Genomic DNA, 19,567 nt, shown 5'->3' with positions numbered 1-19,567 from the left:
TTGACCTGTGGGGAAGGTCAAGCGCCTTTAATATTCCAACGCGGCGGGTTTGAGGTACATGCCGTCCGGGCCCTGGGCGATACGCAGTTTGCGCACATCACCGACCTTGAGCGTGATGTTCTGTGCCGGCGGTGCCAGCATCCCCGGCAGGCAGCCTGGGGATTGGCCCGGCAGCAGTTTCAGGCGCAAGGACAGGTTGCCCGCCGGCAGGTTGAACGAGGTGGCCTGTTCCTGGAACAGCCGGCCTGCCAGCTGGTCATTCAGGTACAAGCCGATTTCGCAGTTGGTCGGCACTTCCAGGCGTTCCCGGGAAATGATCAGCACCGCATAGTCTTCTGCGGCGACAGCCTGCGGCGCAGCGGCAGACAAGCTCATCAGGCCGAGAAGGGCAAAAAACGACCAGCGCATGGCGAATGCTCCGTAGTGTGAATCGAAGATGGGTGAAGCTTGGCCGACGATGCCAACGATTACCAGCCCGGCAGATATTCCAGGAACTTGACCTTGCCATCGTGGCAAGGTCGACACTGCGTCCAACCTCATCAAAGGAGTCATGTCATGCAAGTATTCAGCGTTGAAGGAATGACCTGCGGCCATTGCGTTCGAGCGGTGACCCAGGCGGTGCAGAGCCAGGACCCGTCGGCCAGTGTGAAGGTCGACCTGGCGGCAAAGGAAGTGGGTGTCGAAAGCCGCTTGTCTGCCGAACAGGTGATCGAGGCGATCACGGAAGAGGGCTACAGCGCGAAGCTTGCCTGACCCGTAAAATAGTTAGCGAGCTATCGTGTTCAATGCACCCAAGCGCGGCTAGACTATCGGGCTGCCGTCTCACTTGGGTGCCCGATGAACCTCCGCATAATCCTGATTCTGGGTGCCTTGAGCGCCTTCGCACCGCTGGCGATCGATTTTTACCTGCCCGGCTTTCCGGCCATGGCCAAGGCCTTCGCGACCGATGAAAAACACGTCCAGCTGACCCTGGCGGTGTATTTCGGTGGCCTGGCCATCGGCCAATTGATCTATGGCCCGCTGGCGGACCGCTTCGGTCGACGCGGCCCGCTGCTCAGTGGTGTCACCCTGTTCACCTTGGCGTCCTTTGCGTGCGCCTTTGCACCTTCGCTGGAATGGCTGATCGGCGCGCGCTTTGTGCAGGCCCTCGGCGGCTGCGCGGGCATGGTGATTTCCCGCGCGGTGGTCAGCGACAAATGCGACGCGGTGGGTTCGGCCAAGGTGTTTTCGCAACTGATGCTGGTGACCGGCCTGGCGCCGATCCTCGCCCCCCTGGCCGGTGGGGTGATGGTGGGGCTGTGGGGTTGGCAATCGATTTTCCTCGCACTGTCGATCTTCAGCGTGATGGCGGCCATCGCCGTAGCGGTCGGGCTGCCGGAAACCTTCCCGGCCCATCAGCCGCGTCAGCCGTTGTCCGGCTCGCTGCGTCGCTACGCTGCGTTGTTGTCAGACCGCGTCTACCTGGGTTACGCGCTGACCGGCGGCATTTCGATTGCCGGGATGTTTGCCTACATCGCCGGTTCACCTTTTGTCTTTATCCAACTCTACGGCGTGCCTGCCGAGCATTACGGCTGGCTGTTCGGTTCCAACGCTGCCGGCTTTATCCTGGTGGCCCAGGTGAATGCGCGGTTGCTGTCCAAGCGCGGCCCGGCGTTTCTGCTGTCGCGCAGTGTGTGGGTCTACCTGTTGGCGGCGCTGACGTTGCTCGGCATCGCAGCCTTGCGCACCGATGCGCTGTGGCCATTGCTGGTGCCGCTGTTTATCTGCATTGCCAGCCTGGGCTGCATTTTGCCCAATACCTCGGCGTGCGCCATGAGCGGGCAGGGAGCACGGGCCGGTAGCGCTTCGGCGTTGCTCGGTTGCATTCAGTTTGGCGTGGCGGCGGGGGCGGCGTCGTTAGTGGGTTTTTTGCACGACGGCACGGCGATGCCGATGGCGATGGTCATCAGCTTGTGCGGTGTATTGGCGGTGACGATTGCGATGTCGACCCAGCGCCTGCAACGGATGCGGGCCTTGCAGGCGCAGGTCTGAAGTACGGGTCAGCCAGCGGCGGAGCGTTGCTGGCTGTTTGGAAAACGGTGGGGCGCCTGGATACGGGCTTGCAGGGTATCGGCAAAGGCACGGGCTTCGGCCTCGGTGCGGAAGGTGAACGCGTCCTGGTCGAGACGAACCTGCCATTTATTGCCTGCGGATTTTGCTAACGCTTTTATCAGGATCTTCATTGCTGACTTCCTCACGTAAAAGAATCGTGGCAAAGGCGGCCAATATAAACCCGAATACGCTCACAAATATGACAAAGATCAACTGTCGGACTAATGGTGCCGTCCATCACTCAGGTGAATAACAGACGGCACCGACGCTTGGTTCTCAGAACCCTTCCAGCACGATCTTGCCCTTGGCCTTGCCGCTTTCCAGCAGCGCATGGGCGCGGCGCAGGTTTGCAGCATTGATCACACCAAAGTGCTCACCCACGGTGGTTTTCAGGGTGCCGGCGTCGATCAGTTCGGCCACGCGGTTGAGCAGGTTGTGCTGTTCGATCATGTCCGGCGTCTCGAACATCGAGCGTGTGTACATGAACTCCCAATGCAGCGACAGGCTCTTGCGCTTGAGCTTGCTGACGTCCAGCACCTTGGGGTCGTCGATCAGTGCCAGCTTGCCCTGGGGTTGCAGGGCTTCTACCAATTGGTCCAGGTGATGATCGGTCTGGGTCAGGCTGGCGACGTGGGTCACTTGCGGTTGGCCGGCGGCTTTCAGCGCTTCGCTCAGCGGCTGGCTGTGGTCGATCACCAGGTCGGCACCGAGGGCCTTGGTCCATGCCTGGGTTTCCGGGCGCGAGGCCGTCCCGATCACTTTCAAGGCGGTGAGCTGGCTGGCCAGTTGGGTCAGGATCGACCCCACGCCACCGGCGGCGCCGACGATCAGCAGGCTCTGGCCTTCGTCCTGCTTGCCCTCACGCACTTGCAGGCGTTCGAACAGCAGTTCCCAGGCGGTAATGGCGGTCAACGGCAGCGCGGCGGCTTCGGCAAAACCCAGGCTCTTGGGCATGTGGCCGACAATGCGCTCATCCACAGTGTGCAGTTCGCTGTTGCCGCCTGGGCGCACCAGGGAACCGGCGTAGAACACCTTGTCACCGGCCTTGAACAGCGTCACTTCGCTGCCGACCGCCTTAACCACGCCGGCCACGTCCCAGCCCAGCACTTTGGCGGCGCCGTTTTCCGGGGCGACGTTCTGGCGCACCTTGGTGTCCACCGGGTTGACCGAGATGGCTTTGACTTCCACCAGCAGGTCGCGCGGGCCGGCGACGGGCGCTGGCAGCTCGATGTCTTGCAGAGCGTTTGGATCGTTGATCGGCAGTGAGGCGTAGTAGGCAATGGCTTTCATGATGGCTCCAGGGAATACGGTGACTGACTGTGGGAGCGAGCTTGCTCGCGAAGATCGTCAACGATGACGCAGCGCTTCTGGTTTAACGCGGGGCTCTTGAGTTTTTCGCGAGCAAGCTCGCTCCTACAGAAAAAGGTTGGGGATCAGGCGAGAAATTTCAGGCGCTTGAGTTCGAAGTGTTCGATCACATCAGCGGCCTTGGCGCGAAAGCTCTGGATGTGTGCGCTCTGGTCGTGGTCGGCCAGTGCCGCGTCGTCGCTCCAGCGTTCGAGCATGTAGAAGGTCTCGGGGTGTTGCAGGTCCTGATGCAGGTCATACTGCTCGCAACCGGCTTCCAGGCGCGTGGGTTCCAGCAGGCCGCGCAGCAGGGTTTCCAGGGTGGCTTGTTGGCCGGGTTTGGCGATCAGCGTGGCGATGACGTTAAAGGCGGTGGACATATTCAACTCCAGACACGTGATGAACGGGATGGACAGATGATTGGCTATTTCCCGCGCAGATAAAAGCGGCTAAAACAGCAGTCTGTTTCAACGGAATTTTGATAATCGGCGGGGATGCATGCTGCGTTTTGATGATTTGCAGTTGTTTGTGCGTGCGGCAGACCTGGGTAGCCTGTCCGCGGCGGCACGGGTAATGGACCTGTCGCCCGCCGTGGCCAGTGCGGCGCTCAAGCGTATTGAGCAGCAACTGGGCGCGCGCTTGCTGGCGCGCTCCACTCGTAGCCTGCGCCTGACCGCCGAAGGCGAGGGCTTCCTGGAATATGCCCGCGCTGCGTTGAGCTCGCTGGAGGAAGGGCGACGCTTATTGGCCAGCGGTCAGGACCACGTCAGCGGGGTGCTGCAACTGTCGGCTCCTTCGGATTTCGGGCGCAACCAACTGCTGCCGTGGCTGGATGAATTCCAGCGTGAGTACCCGCAGCTCACCGTGCGCCTGCTGTTGGGCGATCGTATTGCCGATCTGTTCCGCCAGCCGGTGGATATTGCCCTGCGCTACGGCGAGCCCGAAGACTCCAGCCTGATCGCGCTGCCCGTCGCGCCGGATAACGTTCGCGTACTGTGTGCCTCCCCCAGCTACCTCGCGCGCCATGGTGAGCCTCGGCACCTGGAGCAATTGGCCCAGCACAATTGCCTGCTGTACATGCTGGGTAGCCGGGTTCATGACCACTGGACTTTCCGCGACGGTAAGCGCGAAGTCAGCCTGACCGTCAGCGGCGATCGCTTCAGTGACGATGCCGATGTGGTCCGTCGCTGGGCGGTGGCGGGTGTGGGCATTGCCTACAAGTCCTGGCTCGATGTCAGCACCGACGTGCTGGCCGGGCGCCTGCGTTTGATCCTGCCTGAGCTGCGTGGTGAGCGCACACCGCTCAACCTGCTGTGTGCCCATCGTGCACAACTGAGCAAACCCATCAACCTGTTGCGGGAAATGCTCGTGTCCCGTTGTGCGAGGTTGACAGCCCAGTTGCCGGAGCGATCGAGCTCTACGTAACGGCCTCCAGCACAACAGGAAATTTCACTCAGTTACTGTCCCTATCCATGCTGTCAGACGCCGTGGAACCGGCGGTTTGCGCTCCTATACTTTGGCGCGAACCTCAGCAGAAGAATAAACCAACAGGGAGTGAAACGATGGAAGCAGCACCGTGCATCAGTCAGATCGCCAGCTTGCTCGCCGAGCCCAAACGCACCGCCATTGTGTGGGCTTTGATGGATGGGTCGGCCAAGTCGCCGGTAGAGTTGGCGACGCTCGCCGGGTTGTCACCGACATCCGCCAACGCGCACCTGGCGCGACTGACCGCAGGGGGGTTGCTGCGTGTGGAGGCCCGGCGCGGCAAGCGCTTGTTTCGCGTGGCGGCGCCTGATGTCTGCGCCGCCGTCGATGCCATGGCCAGGGCTACCGTCGCCTGCGCCACACGCAGTGCGCCGGGTGCATTGCCGCAACCCCTGGTTGCACCGTCGTCGTTGCGCCATGCCCGGTTGTGCCATGGGCACCTCGGCGGGGAACTGGGCGCGCAGTTGTATCAGCATCTGCTGGAGGCGGGTTGGATCGAGTGTTATGAACAGCGTACCGATGTCACGTTCAAGGGCGCGCAGCATCTGGCGGGCCTGGGCATTTTTACCCAGGCGCTGGCGTCGCCGCTGGTGTGCAACTGTTTCGACTGGAGCCAGCTGCAGCCGCACTTGGGAGGTGCGTTGGGGGCGGGGTTGCTGCAACTGTTTCTGCAGTCGAACTGGATCAGCGTGATCAATGAGTCCCAGGCGCTGCAGGTCAATGCCATCGGGCGGCGGGAAATCACCCGATTGGCCATGCCGGAGAAGCGCTGACCCTTTAGGAGCCGGCTTGCCGGCGATGCAGACCACTCGGTTTTCCAGGATGACCGAGATGATGCTATCGCCGGCAAGCCGGCTCCTATGGGATCACGATTTGACCAGCCGCGCATCCAGGCTGTTTTGCGCCAGGCGTTTGGCCTGGTCCTGGGTCATGCCCAGCGAGGTGTACAGCGCGTGGAAGTTTTCGGTGACATAACCGCCGAAGTAGGCCGGGTCATCCGAATTCACGGTCACCTTCACGCCACGTTCGAGCATGTCGAGGATGTTGTGCTGGGCCATGTCGTCGAACACGCACAGCTTGGTGTTGGACAGCGGGCACACGGTCAGCGGGATCTGCTCGTCGATGATGCGCTGCATCAGGCGTTCGTCTTCGATGGCGCGTACGCCATGATCGATACGCTGGATTTTCAGCAGGTCGATGGCTTCCCAGATGTACTCCGGCGGGCCTTCTTCACCGGCGTGGGCCACGGTGAGGAAGCCTTCGTGGCGGGCACGGTCGAACACGCGCTGGAACTTGCTCGGCGGGTGACCCATTTCCGAACTGTCCAGGCCCACGGCCACGAACGCGTCACGGAACGGCAGCGCCTGGTCGAGGGTCTTCTCGGCTTCGGCTTCGCTTAGATGGCGCAGGAAGCTGAGGATCAAGCCGCTGGTGATGCCCAGTTGCTGCTCGCCATCTTTGAGCGCGGCGGCGATGCCGTTAAGCACCACTTCGAACGGGATACCACGGTCGGTGTGGGTTTGCGGGTCGAAGAAGGGTTCGGTGTGGATCACGTTCTGCTGTTTGCAGCGCAGCAGGTAGGCCCAGGTCAGGTCGTAGAAGTCCTGGGACGTGCGCAACACATCGGCGCCCTTGTAATACAGGTCGAGAAACTCTTGCAGGTTGTTGAAGGCGTAGGCCTTGCGCAGGGTTTCGACGTCGTTCCACGGCAGCGCAATCTTGTTGCGCTCGGCCAGCGCGAACAGCAACTCCGGCTCCAGCGAGCCTTCCAGGTGCAGGTGCAATTCGGCCTTGGGCAGGGCGTTAAGCCAATCGTACATGTCTAAATTCTCATCAGGTGCAATGGCGGCATTCTACAGGCCATGGCTGAAATAATCGGTAAAACCTGACCAGCAGGAGAGTTTTACTTTTATTCATACAAGGGCCGTGTGAACTAAGGTGTAACGAAACATTAGCGGCGTGGCGCAGTCTGTACCCCATCAATGACTGATCTGCCGTACTAAAAGGCCCGGAATGCTCACATCCCTCAAGCAAGAAAAATTCATGCTGCTGGCGCTGATTGCCGCCATTGCTGCCTACCCATTGGAGCACTGGATGCTCCATAGCGGGCAAGGGGTGGCGCTGCTGGCGGGCGTGGTGCTGATCGGCTTTATCGTGGTGGCGTCGATGCGCGTGGCCCATCACGCCGAGCAACTTGCGGAAAAAGTCGGCGACCCCTACGGCACCATGATCCTCACCCTCGCCGCCGTGCTGGTGGAAGTGGTGATCCTGGCGATCATGATGAGCAATGAACCGTCGCCTACCCTGGTGCGCGACACCATCTACTCGGCGGTGATTTTCTAGACACACTACGCTTTGGTGTCAAAGCCCTTAGGCTTTGACCTGCTCTTGCTCTTGCTCTTGCTCTTGCTCTTGCTCTTGCTCTTGCTCTTGCTCTTGCTCTTGCTCTTGCTCTTGCTCTTGCTCTTGCTCTTGCTCTTGCTCTTGCTCTTGCTCTTGCTCTTGATGGGGAAGATTAAGATGTGTATTTGATTGGGAGTGCTCTTGCCTTGTCCTTCCTGACACACCTCTATCTATGGCATACCCCGGAAGCCCGGAGATTTTCCTCAGCTCGTGTTTGTGACTCTGCTTGAGGTCTAAGGATGACTTGCTGTGTGGGGAGCATCCTTGCCGCGAGTTCATACAAGATCAGCGACACGCGGCTACCTGTCAGGCATTTGGCTGGGCGGAAAGAAATGGCGTTACGTATGTGACGAACTCAGCATGAGGAGTGCGATGCTCATTCCACCTTGGAGGGTTTGAGGCCGGTCGATAACGTAAGTCGCATGTCGTGATCATCAACCGCTCCTTGGCACGTGAAACACCCACAAAGAAGCCGCAACGCTCCTCTTGGACTTTGCCCCAAAATGTCTGTGTTTCTACACCGATCATAATTACAGAGTGGAATTCCAATCCTTTACTTTTATGAATCGTCAGAAAACGGACTGCTTGATCGTTGGAGAACAGATCAAGTGCTTTGAGCAAATCCGGTTCTTGCTCGAGCAGTTTCTCAATTTGCTGTCTCGTGTTCTTGATAACCTCGTTCAATCTGGCTTTTGCTTCGTAGTCAGAAGAAAGGGTGGTCAGCACGGGTAGGCCGATATTCTTTAGGAACTTCATAGTTAGCTCCCACCATCCTGAATAAGGCGCGTCAGATCGGGCCAATTTTTTCACTTCCTTGCGCTGGGCAAGATAGAGGCGCTCGAAGTTTCTCTGGAGCTCAGATTCACCGTCCTCGTCATTAAATGAAACCAGTTGCTCCATCAAATTGATCCACGCCTTCGGTTCTCGCTCCCGATACAGGCATGATAGGTAGTCAATAATTAGGCGAGCGGCGGGCTCATTAACTAGATCTTGAGACTCATGCTCGTTGCGAAAGGGAATTCCTCTGGCTGCCAGTTGCTCCATGAGGGGGGTGCCGTAGAGGTCTATCTGCCTGGGAAAAAGAATCGCTATTTCTGGTAGGGGTATTTTCTCTACATCTATCCACTTCTGGATGATGTTGGCCAACGCGGCTGCTTCGCTGTGACTGTTGTCGTAGTTTCGAGCGAGGAGTTCGCCGTCGTTTCCAATGATCAGGTCATCTGCCATCACCGCAGCAGGATCAAGTGTTCGAATGATCTCGTTCTGCATCCGCAAAAGCCGAGGCTTAGATCGGAAGTTTCGATATAGATTGAGTGGTCGGGCGTCGAAGTCCTTTGCGTAGTCTATAAATATGCCATCCAGTGCTCCCGCCCAGCCCATAATTTTCTGTTTGGTGTCACCGACGGCGGTCAATCGAATTGGCTTATTCATGAAGACAAGCTTCAGCAGTGCGTACTGCTCAGTAGTGCAGTCTTGGAACTCATCAAGGAATACATCAGCGTAGGTCTGACAAATTGCATTTCTTGCAACCACTGAATTGCTCAAGATCTTCGTTGCGAGAGGTATGAGCTGCGCGAACTTAATTTGTTTGCCTTGAATTGGTTCGTCGCCTATGGAGTAGTTTGGCTCAAGAGAGTCCCCGCCCGTGAGCACGGGTCTAAACCTATCAATGATGCGCTTGGCGAAGCCGTGAAAGGTGTAGCTGTCGAAGCGTGCAGCCAGATCAAGTCCGCATCTGCGACGAATCCGTTCCTTGAGGTTTATGCTCGCATCGACCTTGAAGGAGATCGCCAGTATTCGCTTGGGGTATCGGCAGTTTCCGGTGCGTAGCAAAAAGTCTGCCCGCTGCGCCAGAACCTCCGTTTTGCCTGCGCCTGGGCCTGCGGTGAGCGCGAGCGACTTTCCAAGCTCCCTCACAGCGAGAAGGGCGTTTGTTTCCAAGGTCAAGCCATCGGCGACTTTCCATACATCCGCGCTGATCATTCTGGGATGTCCTCCAGCGCCGCGATGATTGCATTGGCCAAACGATCTAACGAAGGAGGAAGAGCCTTTAGCAGGTCTTCATCAGTGAGCTTTGCAAGGGCAGAGATGTGTGCTGCCGGTTTGCTACCTAGTTTGAACTTGGAGTGGTAGGTGCCAAAAAGTTGCTGTTCCGCTGCATTGTATTGGTCGGACTTATGATGACTCTTGCCTAGGACGGCCTTAACAGTCGACTCATCCGGATCGCTTAGCGATACATCATATGCATTTGGGTAGGCGAGCAACATTGAGAAGTCCAAATCCATGGGCTCTGAGAAGAAAACTCCGCGCTTCTCCAGCTCGACAAATACGCTCACTTTTCCTTCTTCAAACCAATGGTGGGTTCGAACCGGGAGATCATCATTCCACTTGGCTATATTCCAAGCGGGAAGCTTTTTCTCTGGAGCAAATTTTGCAAGTTGATTATTGACGTTGGTTACACGTCCCCACCCACCTTGATGTCGTGCAACGTCGAGATCAAGTAGGGTTACATAGGGCGTCTCCAGCGCGGATAGCAACCTCCAAAAATGGTTGACGTGACGACCACCCAGTGGCGCGATGGTCACCGCCGACTCATCAACAGGCGCACCTTTCGCCTGAAGAATTCTCGGAAGAACAATTTCTTCGCTGTCTCCCTCACCCAGTACCACTAGCCGGGAAAAATAGACTTCCGGAAAGGCCTGTACAGCCTCTCGGACAAACTTATGAGCTTCATCTTCCTTGTCGGGTAGGGCTATACAGGTAACTTTGGTGGCGCGGTTCGCAGCAAGGCGTAGATAGCGGATGTTCTCAGGATCCACGCGGCGGAGCATGGATGGAGCATGCGTGGCGATGATTGCCTGGGAGTCTGCCCCCCCAATTGAGCTATTGAGGGCGTTAACGATGCGCCCTAGGTAATGAGGTGAGAGGCTGTTTTCAGGTTCCTCCACTGCGATCAGCGTAAATGACGGTGGCTTCAGTTTGTCAGCGTCGAAAGAAACGTCCTTACCAGTTAGGACTGCACGCCCGATGGCGTGAGAGGACAACACCAGTGATAGATAGAGCATCGACTTCTGTCCATCGCTGAGGCGAGAGAAGTCGACTAGATTCTCGTCGTGCCCTGGTGAGAACGACACTGACATGTGTCTGAGAAGCGACTCAATTTCGGATGTGACGAAAGTGAGCTTGGGGTCGGTGAAAAAGGTGCCCCTGTGAAGTCGCTTCCACATCAAATTCAGGCTTTCACTGAATGCACTTACTGATTGGTTTCCTGACAAGCATTCGCTGATTTCGTCAGTGAGTCCTTTGATCCGTTCTCGGTCGTCTTCCCAATTTACGGCTCGTAGCAAGCGTCCGAGCAGGGCATTAGCGCCATAGGTTATGTGGTCGGCAGGGTCTCGTCTGGCGGGGAGGTAATGCATTTGAATTGTATTGCGATGCACTCGAGTGACTACTGCGGTCGACAATGGGTTGGCGTCTTTATCAACATCGAGGACATAAACTAGGTTCTCTTCAATGTCCCCATCAATCCCCATCGTTGCGCTCAATCGATATCTAGCGCGCGGGATACCTTCGGCTGTGTCCAATCGCATATGAGCGAAGTGCGGGGCCACGGTAGAGTTGTCCTCGTCCTCTAGAAGCTCTGGGAATTCGAAATCCGCTTCCAGCCACAGACTGCGCTCCTCAGGTACCAAATCCTCATCAGCAGGCACATGGAAGTCGGATCGCTTGATTCGACGGAGGCTTGGATCAAAGGCAAACAACCTGCAGAGCGCTTGCAGGACTGCTGTCTTTCCAGAGCCATTAGGGCCGATAAGGTAGGTGACATCCTCGAATGTGATTACCGTAGGCTCATTGCCGAAGGATTGAAAATTACATAGCCGAATACTCTGCAGCTTCATTGCTCACCGCCCATCGTCCAGGATGTGTACGTACCGCGTCTGCTGACTCGGTTCGCGTCGCCGACAGCCGAACGGCTCGGATATCGCTGACTTAGAATAGGCGGTTTGATCTAAAAAATGTTAGTAGGCCAGCATTCAGTAAAGATTATTTGGTGCGGTCTTGAAGGCTCTGTTGCAGATCGCCTAGCTATTGATGAACGGCATGGTGTGTCCATTGTCTAGAAAGGTGCTCACCGTAACCCGATGACGACAGGGTAATCCTGAGCCTACGGAAGGAGTGTACGCGGGGCATTAGCGTGGGTATGCGTGAGGTGCTCGGGGGAACAGAATAAATCAACGTAAGGAGCCTTAAATGGCCGGCAGTAGCTTGTTCGCGTTATTGGATGACATCGCCACGCTGCTAGACGACATCTCGCTCATGAGTAAAGTCGCTGCAAAGAAATCGGCTAGCGTCCTGAGCGACGACCTTGCTGTGAATGCTGAGCAGGTTACCGGCATGAAAGCCGACCGAGAGCTACCGGTGGTATGGGCTGTATTCAAGGGCTCGTTGAGAAACAAAGCCATCCTTGTGCCTTGTGCTTTGGTGTTGAACGCACTTTTACCTGCGGCGGTTCACTGGCTGCTCATGATTGGGGGGGCATATCTCTGTTATGAGGGCTTTGAGGCTATCAAGGACAAGCTCACGGCTGGTCGAGACGATGACACAGGGCAGCCAAAGAAAACGAAGCCTAATACGCCTGAAGAGCTTGCAGCCTATGAAAAGCGGAAGATTGCAGGGGCTGTTCGAACGGACTTCATTCTGAGCGCCGAGATCATCGTCATCACCCTAAATATCGTTACTGATGCCCCGATGCTCCAACAGATTTTGACGTTAGCGCTGATCGCGGTGGTCATGACAGTGGGCGTTTACGGATTGGTTGCGGGGATCGTCCGCTTGGATGATGCTGGCCTTATTCTCCAGAAGTCTAAAGCTACCGGTACATGGGGTTCTGTGGTGCGAACTGTCGGGGGATGGCTGCTGTCGGCTGCTCCGAAGCTTATGAAAGCATTATCCTGGATCGGAACTGTGGCAATGTTCCTGGTCGGGGGGGCGTTCATTACAGAAGGCATCGGGCCGATGCAGCACTTTGCTGAGAGACTGGTCGAAGGGGCAGGGGCGTGGGAAACCTTCGCAACTTTAGGCATTCACTGCCTGGTAGGCGCGCTCGTAGGCATGGTTGCCGTACTTGTGGTCAAAAGCATCACATCCATCACTGGAAGTAAGGCTTAAAGCTAGCTCTCATCGACGATGTTGAATCTGGAATCGCATACAACCTTACTTCGTAAGGAATCGCTGGGTTCAGCGCCGTTAATCCCATAACAGCGTTTGGCATAAGGTGAGTCGAACTGGCGTTTTAAGCCTGAAAAGTAGGGCAGTGGGCCGAGAGAGGAGCATTGGCTAATGCTAATGTCCTGCTTCTCTAGCCCTCATATCATCCGTTATGACCTTGATCATCTTGAAATACTCTGCTCTACCTTGGATTGCTTCTGGAGTAGATTCAATTTCTAGATTTGCCATATGGACAGCAGGATCTATGACGTAATGGCTCGCCTGCATATAGTTCTTGATGGCTGGGATAATCCAGCATGCGGGATAGAAACGGAGAATTCCATTACCAGCCTTCTGAATCATACCGACCCAGGCAACCTGGTTGGATTTAGGCATTAGGTTAGAAACCATCCCGCCACTCATTCCATTCATTTCTGAGTGTGTGATCTGACTAAAAAAACGCAGGAGGGGGGCTGATCCTTCGAACTCACAAACACCGTGAAAGATATGCTTATTGATCACTGTCGAGCAGTTGTAGTCATCGCCATACGGATACTCAATCGGGTTTTCATCTATTGGGTAGCCAGAGGCTACCAATAACATGCCGTCATACAAATCGCTTACAGCTACGGCTATACGGCCATTCGTGCCATCTAGGTCGATGAATTTATCGGGAAAACGGAATAGCGAGGATGAAAGCTCGATCAGCACGATGTCTTGCATGTCGATACAGGGACTATCTGCCGTTATCAGCTCACCGATACGCCAGCCGCGCATTGGGAATCCCATACCCTCTATTCCTTCCCAACCTCTCTTAGCAAAGAGGTGAGTGAAGAACGGCGACTCGTTTTGTGCCGCCTCGTAGTTCTCATCTAGAACATGTTGAGCCGTCAGGAGGAAAAATTTCTGCTGGTACTTGATCAGTATACCTGTCCCGCCTTTGCTATAGACCATATCTGCGTGATACCGGCCAAGCTCTTCAATAGGCTGAGAGCAATGGGTGAATATAAGCCTTCTCACAGACTGAATGACGTTGCTCTGAGACGTATTCTCGTAGAACCGATTTAGCTTTCGTACTTGAATTTTAATGTTTTAACTTCCTGTATCGCAGGGTGGAAATTTGTTGCGGTTACGGAGCTTGAAGCTCCGTCTGCATGTCAGCGACATCGCCCCATTTTCTAGCCAAACCGCTCCTGAATATCACAGCCAAATAAACCGCCAGCCAACGGTTAGCCAGCTTTCCAAGGCAGATCCACCGGCAGGTTAATTTGCAAGCTGCTAGCCGCTACGCTCAGATTTGCGGTGGTCTCCGCAACCATCTGAACCTGAAACTCGGCACCTGCATATCGCTCCAAAAGTGGCGCACGCGTCAGTAATACTCGAACGCGAGCCTTCAAGCGCTGCCCCTCTGGATGCCCACAAGCGATCAACCTGCCTATGCGTCCCATTACTCGACGCATCTCCATTTCATCATCAGTGGACAGATGACCTGAATTACCCTCGACGCGATCCTCCAGCTGTTTCACGGCGGCGCGGATAGCCAATCGGTGTTTTTTGGGAAGCCCCGTTATTGGCCCGCTCACCACTAATCCGGTCACGGTGACGGCGTCAGCTTTATCGCCAGTAATCAATGCTTGCCCGCGCTTACGAACATGCAGCTTGCTTCGCTTCTGCAGGCAGCCTTTCTGACCGAGCATCCATGTGACAGAGGCAATAACTTGGGTGGTAGTAGCTTGATCAATACGAGTTTTGCAAGAAACAGTGATGTCATCTGCGAAGCGCGAATACGCCAGTCCCTGAGCTTTAAAGCGAGTGACGAGCGCCGGCTCGATATCCCAAAACACTAGGTTGGCCAAGTAGCTACTTGTACTCGCCCCTTGTGGAACCTGGCCCTCACGAGTAACTAGATCCGCAAGCAGAGTGGCTACATCTGCGGAGAAACGGAAGAGCCCCACGAACAAGCGATGAATGTGCTCGTTTGTAATTGACGGGAAGAAATCAGCGATGTCCTGAAGGATGACTGTCTTGGCGCCGGTATGAACCCGAGCGTTCGAGTAAATGCTGCGGGGTAGCTTGGGATCTCTGATACCGCCGTGCAGGTATCCAGGGAACGCAACCTTGCTGAGGATCCGATCCACGATCTTGCGCTGGATCGTCTTCAGAGGCTCATGAGCATCATAGGTATGTCTGGGTGTTATGCCGTCTTTTTTTGTTTGCGGGACATATCGATAAAGGCGAGAGCTACGATGAGCAAGTGCGATTAGCCTCTCGACAGGCTCTCCGAGAGCACGTGCTAAGGCGCTGATGCTGTGGATAGGGCTATGAGGATAGAACGGAGCATCCATGTCCAAGCTTCCGTTGATGGGCCGGCCCCGAAGAACCGGCCCCTCTGAATTCGAATGATGTGGTTTGTTGTGTCATGGGAGGTTCTCAATAAATGGAATCACCACTGTCTCGACAAAATCCCAGCCCTCAACAGCCTTTTCCCATAACCAGATGCATAGACGAATACGTGCGATCCACTTGAGCAGGGTTACTGCCTTCGCCTTTACCCACGCAATCCGACTCGCTTTAGGTTCTTGAGATGGAGCTATCTCGATGACACGAGCATCTTCACTGTTGTGCATAGACTGACGCGCCTTGCGGCGCGCTAGGTTCTTTAAATTAACCATGACTGATGTTCCCAACGACAGGCGAAATTGCCCCGCCGCCAAGCATTCCGGGCCGAAAGGAACGCTGAAGATGCCACTACAAACCACAGTTCTGCTTATCAAGTCCCTTGATAAGCCGTCCGCCGCATTACCGCCGCATCACATTTCGCCTCAACGCATCAAACGATCAGAGACAAACCCTTGGATCACCTTTGGGATTGCCCTAGGCGCTAAGCACTGAGGAGCGATGGGCAGCACCAACCTTCGCGGCGAAGAAAGCCAAGGCGAACACCAAGGCGACCAGTTTCCCAGTCAAAAACCGCAAGCCCAAATTTCAGTCATATTTAAAGAGCACTTGGGTGGTAGCACCCAACAGACGCAGTATTTATCAGAATAAACAAACCGGCGACAACTATTATTTGTTGCAAGAGTTGTTCTTCGTATAAGTCGTCTTTTTGACTATATAAAGCGTCAAAATTTAAGTGTCGCTCGTATTAATTCTAATTAGGAAATTGAGCATCTTTCGAGTTGTCGAGTTGGGCTCGTTGACCTATGATCTCACTAGGCGGTGATGGTCGCCTGGCGCCTGTTTCGCGAAGCAATAGCCCATCGTAGATGCACCCCACGTTTTACATCGGCATGTCCCTACCCAGACGCTGCCCGGTGAACAGGCAATCGGTAACCAAAGCGTTGATGGTTTTGGAGACATTGCTATGTCTGATTTTTCCCCTCTCAGCATTTTCAAATCGCAAGCCAAGCAGCATGGTCGCCAGCACGACATGAAGCTTTCTGCTGCCCAAGAATCGCTTGCGCGCCAGGCAGGGTTCGAGGAGTACCACGAGCTCGTCGTTGTGGCCCAGCGAACCCCTACGGATGCTCGTTTGATGCTCGCCGCCTTTGGCGTGCGTGACTTCAAGGACGCGATCCACGAGGACGATGTTTTCTCCGAACTGGATCAAGAGCTAGAGCAGGCGCTCTCCCGCGCCATGGCCGAGACCAACACAAGTCAGTTTTCCATCAGCGACAGCAAGGTGGAATCAGCCGCTTACAACGAGGCGACTGGGGCGCTCACGTTGGGCATATCGATTCCCTACGAAAGGCAGCAGGATCCCGAGCGGGTTTACTACGGCAGGGCATTCTTCCTCCAGGCGGTTACTGAGCTGATTCGACGTGACGGCAAGTGGTCGCTTGGTAAAGACGGTTTTTCCATCACCAGTAGCGAGTCGGATATCGCCGCCCATCGGCGTGCCCTAATAACGAATGAGACCAGAAACATGTATCAGAAAGACCACTCCCCCCATGAAAAGCCAATCGAAAAGCTAAACGAAGATGGGAAGCGTGTAAAAAACCCGAACGAAATTACGGTCAATCAACACGTCATCCCCCAAGCGCATTTGAAGCAATGGTTAGGCGGTGAAGACCTGCTTACAGTCATCGATAAATCGAGTGGCAAGGCCTTGAAGCGCGCACCTAAGAACTCGTTTGTTGTCGCCCGTCTTTGGGATCAGCCTACTGAGCAGGGCATGATCAAAACGAACGAGGACAATTATCAGCAGCAGCTGACGTTACTCGCAGAGACCGGAAGCATCGCTCGCTCCCCCTGGATCACAGAATACTTCGTGATGTTGGCAGCACGGGCCTATTTTGCAGCCAAAGAAAGACCACTTTACGACTCCATCATGGAACCTCCGTCCTGGGCGCCTTCTCAGGCGGAGCTTGAAGAGGATGAAGTGGAGCAAGTGCATGATACCGTCCGAATTTACAGGGGTGCTGGAAACCCACATGCCACAGCCCGCACGGTTGTGAGCATGGCACTCACATCGTTCTTCATCAGAGGCCGGGTGCTGATTGAGGACACTGTATGGGTGCCCTTCACAACGACGGGGGAGAAGTTCATCCTCCCCGACTCGAACGTAGCGCTGTACGAGAAACGTTTTCTAGCACTGCCCGTGAGCCCGGAACTCGTGTTGCTTGACGAGAAGCTACTTGCCGGGCTCCAAGAGGCCGGCCAACTCACGCCGGAATACCTCAACAAGCGCTTTTTGGAGTCATCGGTTCGCTACTACGTTGCCCCCAAGTAAACTCTGCTCAAGGCATGCACGCTTCACCCACAGCCAGACCAGATACGCTCTGGCTGCTCTCAGGGCATTCAGGCTGGATGAAGGGTGTATATTGGTTTTGGGCTTTCCATCACCAAGGCATTCGAACAGGCTAAAGCATTGGTGGCGATGGAGACGCCTGGTGAGGAATCGATACCTGAGCAGTATGTCCAAGAAGGTTTGACTAAACATATGCTGACGCTCGTTAGGCCACCTTCACTTTGAACAATGGCCCAGCTGTTCTGGGCTACCGCACAACTGTCGTTCACCTCCACCCCATGCGGTTCGTTATCGGCAGCCGGGAGCACTTTCTACAAGCCCGTGCCTCGGTCGATGGAGAGACTGTTTCGCGAGACCTTCGATGACCTTCTTGCCTCGTAGGTCGGGGCGGTTCACATTGCTTCTGCTTTGGGACTGCCCCCTTCGGGGTGCGGCTAGGGTGAGCTGAACCTGACTGCGTCAAGTTTTGGCCCAGCAGGCTTTCATCCTGGCTCGCAAACCAAATTGAGATAATTAGCAGCAACCTACGCCGCTGATCGTGGGCCTCGGTCGAGGTCACGACTTGAACAACTCATCCAGCGGCACGAACGCAGCGCCCGTCTCTGCTGCAGCCCTGACTTTGCGCTCGATCATCTCAGCGATGGGTATCCGCCGTCCCAGTGCCTTGTAGATGTCCTCACCGGACATACAGATCACCTTTCGGCCTCGACCAAAGGCGTGGAGGCCTTGTTGCGTGAACCCGCCATAGCTGATGAAAACGCCACGTGCCCAGGCGGCCTTTTGATCGAGCTTGCCTTGAAACGTATGAAGTTCGGCTGCCCCAATCGGATCTCTGACCCATTTGGCTTCAATCAAATACGTTTCGTTACCGAGCTGGAAGCTGCCGTCTATTTGTTCGCCAACCAGGCTGAATGGCGAGCGTGCATGGAGCCTGGAGGAGTCAAAAAGCTCCTTAAGAAATCCTTCGAATTCATAACCACGCTTCTGCGGTGGTAGATCGCGCAGGTCGTATAGGCGCTGCTTGAAAGCATCAAGGACTTGGCCCTGATCAATGACCGCTGCCGCAGCGAAAGGATTTCGCACTACTTCTGCTTGCTGCCCTGGCGATCTGATTGACTCGAGCAGGGAAAGGAAGCGGCCTTCTGCGTTCACAACGTCTTCCTCAGCCTTGCGCGCTTCCCGAATAGACTGGCGGTACTTCCAGAGTGCTTCGAGCACTCGAGCAACCGTGGGGTGATCGGCGTTTTGAAGGAGGCATCTGACACGCCTAGCCTTGGAGGTGCCATCTTTGGAAAACATCTCGTGGGAGATGTCGATTTCAAGCTCCTCCATGAAAAATTCGTCCATTGTGCGGTTGGAGAAGTCGAGAACGTATCCGCCGCCCATGTCGAAGATCGAATCTAGAAACCGCATCTCAGTCGATTTGAAATTCGCCACACCTTTCCTCGGTCTTCATTTGCCCGACACTCAGATGCCAAGCCAAGATAGCGTTGAAAAATTAATTTAATAATATGCCCCAATCCAATCCCGAGGAATATCTTCATGACCACCGATATGCTGACTCCGTGATGAGCGCGCTTCCTGGACATCTTTCTACATCTCCAATCAAATCAGCTACTCTCCAAGGCATTGAGGTAAGAGGGCATTTCGAAAAAAGCGCTATAAATGGGTACGCCTTTCACGCTAGGTGGATGCCTACAAAAATGACTGATGCTCGAGAGCGCTATCGCGAACGTAGGCTGCGCAGGGTGGATGAAGACGAAATACACGGCGACAAATGAAGGAGCCAACCTCTTGAGTTCGACGATGCTCTGCCGATATGCTGAATGAAAGCTGTGATCGATTCGCCGAGTGTTGCATCGTTGTATCCGAAAAAATCGCGGGAACTTAACTGTTCATTTGTTGATCAATCTGTATAATGCGCAGCCGTTTCGATCAACGTTTCGGTGACCGTAACGCACGCTACCGCCAGAGCGATTCATTTTGATGCTGTCGTGAAGCTTGATGCATTCCGCATCGTTTCGTTTTGCATTGACTAGCGCTTCTGCTACCTTCAATGAAAATGTGCACGTTCTTGAGAGACGCCATGAGCCTGAAAGCACTGATTGACCTTGCCAACCGCCAGACTGTTGAAGACTCGCCTGCCCGCGACCGTCGGAACCAGGAAAGCTATGCGCGTGTTAAACAGTACGGTAAAGAGGTTGAGCAACGCATCGCCTCCAAAGCCGTGAGCCAGGAGCTGCTGGCAAGAGCTTGCAGCCTTTAATCCCCCATTTTGAGGAA

19 protein-coding genes and 1 pseudogene are annotated in these 19,567 nt (G+C 55.3%); 8 read left to right on the top strand and 12 right to left on the bottom strand.

Translation table 11 applies throughout. From position 1 onward, the window contains the following. Positions 1-27 precede the first annotated feature (27 nt). Complete coding sequence (locus tag BM70_RS0119815) at positions 28-408, bottom strand: hypothetical protein (RefSeq protein ID WP_025857595.1); 381 nt, start codon at positions 406-408, stop codon at positions 28-30. 147 nt (positions 409-555) lie between these two features. On the opposite strand from BM70_RS0119815, the gene BM70_RS0119810 reads away from it, so the two are divergent. Beyond that, positions 556-753, top strand: coding sequence for a heavy-metal-associated domain-containing protein (locus BM70_RS0119810; RefSeq protein ID WP_025857594.1), 198 nt, complete (start codon positions 556-558; stop codon positions 751-753). Positions 754-837: 84 nt separating this feature from the next. Next, positions 838-2,031, top strand: coding sequence for a multidrug effflux MFS transporter (locus BM70_RS0119805; protein WP_025857593.1), 1,194 nt, complete (start codon positions 838-840; stop codon positions 2,029-2,031). Between the two features lie 8 nt (positions 2,032-2,039). On the opposite strand, the gene BM70_RS0119800 is transcribed toward BM70_RS0119805, so the two are convergent. The 3 genes from BM70_RS0119800 to BM70_RS0119790 all read right to left on the bottom strand — a co-directional run bounded on the left by BM70_RS0119800 (position 2,040) and on the right by BM70_RS0119790 (position 3,818). Continuing rightward, entirely contained in the window at positions 2,040-2,222 is a 183-nt protein-coding gene (locus BM70_RS0119800) for a hypothetical protein (RefSeq protein ID WP_010213424.1), read from the bottom strand. A 145-nt stretch (positions 2,223-2,367) separates the two neighbouring features. After that, positions 2,368-3,381: a zinc-binding alcohol dehydrogenase family protein gene (locus tag BM70_RS0119795; protein WP_025857592.1), complete on the bottom strand. Its 1,014-nt coding sequence runs from the start codon at positions 3,379-3,381 to the stop codon at positions 2,368-2,370. 143 nt (positions 3,382-3,524) lie between these two features. Next, positions 3,525-3,818: a putative quinol monooxygenase gene (locus BM70_RS0119790; RefSeq protein ID WP_025857591.1), complete on the bottom strand. Its 294-nt coding sequence runs from the start codon at positions 3,816-3,818 to the stop codon at positions 3,525-3,527. A 118-nt stretch (positions 3,819-3,936) separates the two neighbouring features. On the opposite strand from BM70_RS0119790, the gene BM70_RS0119785 reads away from it, so the two are divergent. After that, entirely contained in the window at positions 3,937-4,863 is a 927-nt protein-coding gene (locus tag BM70_RS0119785) for a LysR family transcriptional regulator (RefSeq protein ID WP_025857590.1), read from the top strand. Positions 4,864-5,000: 137 nt separating this feature from the next. Then, positions 5,001-5,696, top strand: coding sequence for a helix-turn-helix transcriptional regulator (locus BM70_RS0119780; RefSeq protein WP_025857589.1), 696 nt, complete (start codon positions 5,001-5,003; stop codon positions 5,694-5,696). A 93-nt stretch (positions 5,697-5,789) separates the two neighbouring features. Here BM70_RS0119780 and BM70_RS0119775 read toward each other — a convergent pair whose 3' ends face one another. Beyond that, positions 5,790-6,743: an adenosine deaminase gene (locus BM70_RS0119775; RefSeq protein WP_025857588.1), complete on the bottom strand. Its 954-nt coding sequence runs from the start codon at positions 6,741-6,743 to the stop codon at positions 5,790-5,792. A gap of 193 nt (positions 6,744-6,936) precedes the next feature. Here BM70_RS0119775 and BM70_RS31440 point away from each other — a divergent pair. Beyond that, a pseudogene (locus BM70_RS31440) lies at positions 6,937-7,260 on the top strand (calcium:proton antiporter); the annotation flags it as partial. A 33-nt stretch (positions 7,261-7,293) separates the two neighbouring features. Here the strand turns inward: BM70_RS31440 and BM70_RS33145 are convergent. From BM70_RS33145 to BM70_RS0119760, 3 genes are all read right to left on the bottom strand, one after another. Beyond that, positions 7,294-7,488: a hypothetical protein gene (locus BM70_RS33145; protein ID WP_155952178.1), complete on the bottom strand. Its 195-nt coding sequence runs from the start codon at positions 7,486-7,488 to the stop codon at positions 7,294-7,296. 144 nt (positions 7,489-7,632) lie between these two features. Continuing rightward, positions 7,633-9,309 (bottom strand): UvrD-helicase domain-containing protein, encoded by a 1,677-nt coding sequence (locus BM70_RS0119765; RefSeq protein ID WP_025857587.1) that lies wholly within the window; start codon positions 9,307-9,309, stop codon positions 7,633-7,635. Next, positions 9,306-11,225, bottom strand: coding sequence for an ATP-dependent endonuclease (locus tag BM70_RS0119760; protein ID WP_025857586.1), 1,920 nt, complete (start codon positions 11,223-11,225; stop codon positions 9,306-9,308). The genes BM70_RS0119765 and BM70_RS0119760 overlap by 4 nt, the downstream gene beginning before the upstream one ends. Before the next feature lie 352 nt (positions 11,226-11,577). Between BM70_RS0119760 and BM70_RS0119755 the strand changes: the two genes are divergently transcribed. Continuing rightward, on the top strand, positions 11,578-12,495 hold the full coding sequence (locus tag BM70_RS0119755) for a DUF808 domain-containing protein (RefSeq protein ID WP_025857585.1): 918 nt from the start codon (positions 11,578-11,580) through the stop codon (positions 12,493-12,495). A 174-nt stretch (positions 12,496-12,669) separates the two neighbouring features. On the opposite strand, the gene BM70_RS0119750 is transcribed toward BM70_RS0119755, so the two are convergent. The 3 genes from BM70_RS0119750 to BM70_RS0119740 form a co-directional block, all read right to left on the bottom strand. After that, positions 12,670-13,488, bottom strand: coding sequence for a hypothetical protein (locus BM70_RS0119750; protein WP_025857584.1), 819 nt, complete (start codon positions 13,486-13,488; stop codon positions 12,670-12,672). Between the two features lie 275 nt (positions 13,489-13,763). Continuing rightward, positions 13,764-14,879 carry a reverse transcriptase family protein gene (locus BM70_RS0119745; RefSeq protein WP_025857583.1) on the bottom strand — a complete coding sequence of 372 codons (1,116 nt, stop codon included), beginning with the start codon at positions 14,877-14,879 and terminating at the stop codon, positions 13,764-13,766. 72 nt (positions 14,880-14,951) lie between these two features. Continuing rightward, a complete protein-coding gene (locus BM70_RS0119740; RefSeq protein WP_025857582.1) occupies positions 14,952-15,206 on the bottom strand; it encodes a hypothetical protein in 255 nt (84 codons plus the stop codon). Between the two features lie 692 nt (positions 15,207-15,898). On the opposite strand from BM70_RS0119740, the gene BM70_RS0119730 reads away from it, so the two are divergent. Further along, complete coding sequence (locus BM70_RS0119730) at positions 15,899-17,266, top strand: hypothetical protein (protein WP_025857581.1); 1,368 nt, start codon at positions 15,899-15,901, stop codon at positions 17,264-17,266. A gap of 573 nt (positions 17,267-17,839) precedes the next feature. On the opposite strand, the gene BM70_RS0119725 is transcribed toward BM70_RS0119730, so the two are convergent. Further along, positions 17,840-18,721, bottom strand: a complete 882-nt coding sequence (locus tag BM70_RS0119725) for a restriction endonuclease (protein WP_025857580.1) — start codon at positions 18,719-18,721, stop codon at positions 17,840-17,842. A gap of 649 nt (positions 18,722-19,370) precedes the next feature. Between BM70_RS0119725 and BM70_RS0119720 the strand changes: the two genes are divergently transcribed. Beyond that, positions 19,371-19,550, top strand: a complete 180-nt coding sequence (locus BM70_RS0119720; protein ID WP_025857579.1) for a hypothetical protein — start codon at positions 19,371-19,373, stop codon at positions 19,548-19,550. The last annotated feature ends 17 nt before the right edge of the window (positions 19,551-19,567 follow it).

The sequence above is a fragment of the Pseudomonas sp. CHM02 genome (assembly GCF_000612585.1).
Lineage (GTDB): Bacteria > Pseudomonadota > Gammaproteobacteria > Pseudomonadales > Pseudomonadaceae > Aquipseudomonas.
This window is presented reverse-complemented; position numbering and strand designations above follow the sequence as displayed.

What these genes read in the sequence shown, in the direction of transcription:
- BM70_RS0119785 (WP_025857590.1), top strand. Translation starts at nt 3,937, where the DNA reads ATGCTGCGTTTTGATGATTTGCAGTTGTTTGTGCGTGCGGCAGACCTG.
- BM70_RS0119805 (WP_025857593.1), top strand. Translation starts at nt 838, where the DNA reads ATGAACCTCCGCATAATCCTGATTCTGGGTGCCTTGAGCGCCTTCGCA.
- BM70_RS0119750 (WP_025857584.1), bottom strand. Translation starts at nt 13,488, where the DNA reads ATGGTCTATAGCAAAGGCGGGACAGGTATACTGATCAAGTACCAGCAG.
- BM70_RS0119790 (WP_025857591.1), bottom strand. Translation starts at nt 3,818, where the DNA reads ATGTCCACCGCCTTTAACGTCATCGCCACGCTGATCGCCAAACCCGGC.
- BM70_RS0119810 (WP_025857594.1), top strand. Translation starts at nt 556, where the DNA reads ATGCAAGTATTCAGCGTTGAAGGAATGACCTGCGGCCATTGCGTTCGA.
- BM70_RS0119755 (WP_025857585.1), top strand. Translation starts at nt 11,578, where the DNA reads ATGGCCGGCAGTAGCTTGTTCGCGTTATTGGATGACATCGCCACGCTG.
- BM70_RS0119745 (WP_025857583.1), bottom strand. Translation starts at nt 14,879, where the DNA reads ATGGATGCTCCGTTCTATCCTCATAGCCCTATCCACAGCATCAGCGCC.
- BM70_RS0119760 (WP_025857586.1), bottom strand. Translation starts at nt 11,225, where the DNA reads ATGAAGCTGCAGAGTATTCGGCTATGTAATTTTCAATCCTTCGGCAAT.
- BM70_RS0119780 (WP_025857589.1), top strand. Translation starts at nt 5,001, where the DNA reads ATGGAAGCAGCACCGTGCATCAGTCAGATCGCCAGCTTGCTCGCCGAG.
- BM70_RS0119775 (WP_025857588.1), bottom strand. Translation starts at nt 6,743, where the DNA reads ATGTACGATTGGCTTAACGCCCTGCCCAAGGCCGAATTGCACCTGCAC.
- BM70_RS0119800 (WP_010213424.1), bottom strand. Translation starts at nt 2,222, where the DNA reads ATGAAGATCCTGATAAAAGCGTTAGCAAAATCCGCAGGCAATAAATGG.
- BM70_RS0119730 (WP_025857581.1), top strand. Translation starts at nt 15,899, where the DNA reads ATGTCTGATTTTTCCCCTCTCAGCATTTTCAAATCGCAAGCCAAGCAG.
- BM70_RS0119765 (WP_025857587.1), bottom strand. Translation starts at nt 9,309, where the DNA reads ATGATCAGCGCGGATGTATGGAAAGTCGCCGATGGCTTGACCTTGGAA.
- BM70_RS0119740 (WP_025857582.1), bottom strand. Translation starts at nt 15,206, where the DNA reads ATGGTTAATTTAAAGAACCTAGCGCGCCGCAAGGCGCGTCAGTCTATG.
- BM70_RS0119720 (WP_025857579.1), top strand. Translation starts at nt 19,371, where the DNA reads ATGAGCCTGAAAGCACTGATTGACCTTGCCAACCGCCAGACTGTTGAA.
- BM70_RS0119815 (WP_025857595.1), bottom strand. Translation starts at nt 408, where the DNA reads ATGCGCTGGTCGTTTTTTGCCCTTCTCGGCCTGATGAGCTTGTCTGCC.
- BM70_RS0119795 (WP_025857592.1), bottom strand. Translation starts at nt 3,381, where the DNA reads ATGAAAGCCATTGCCTACTACGCCTCACTGCCGATCAACGATCCAAAC.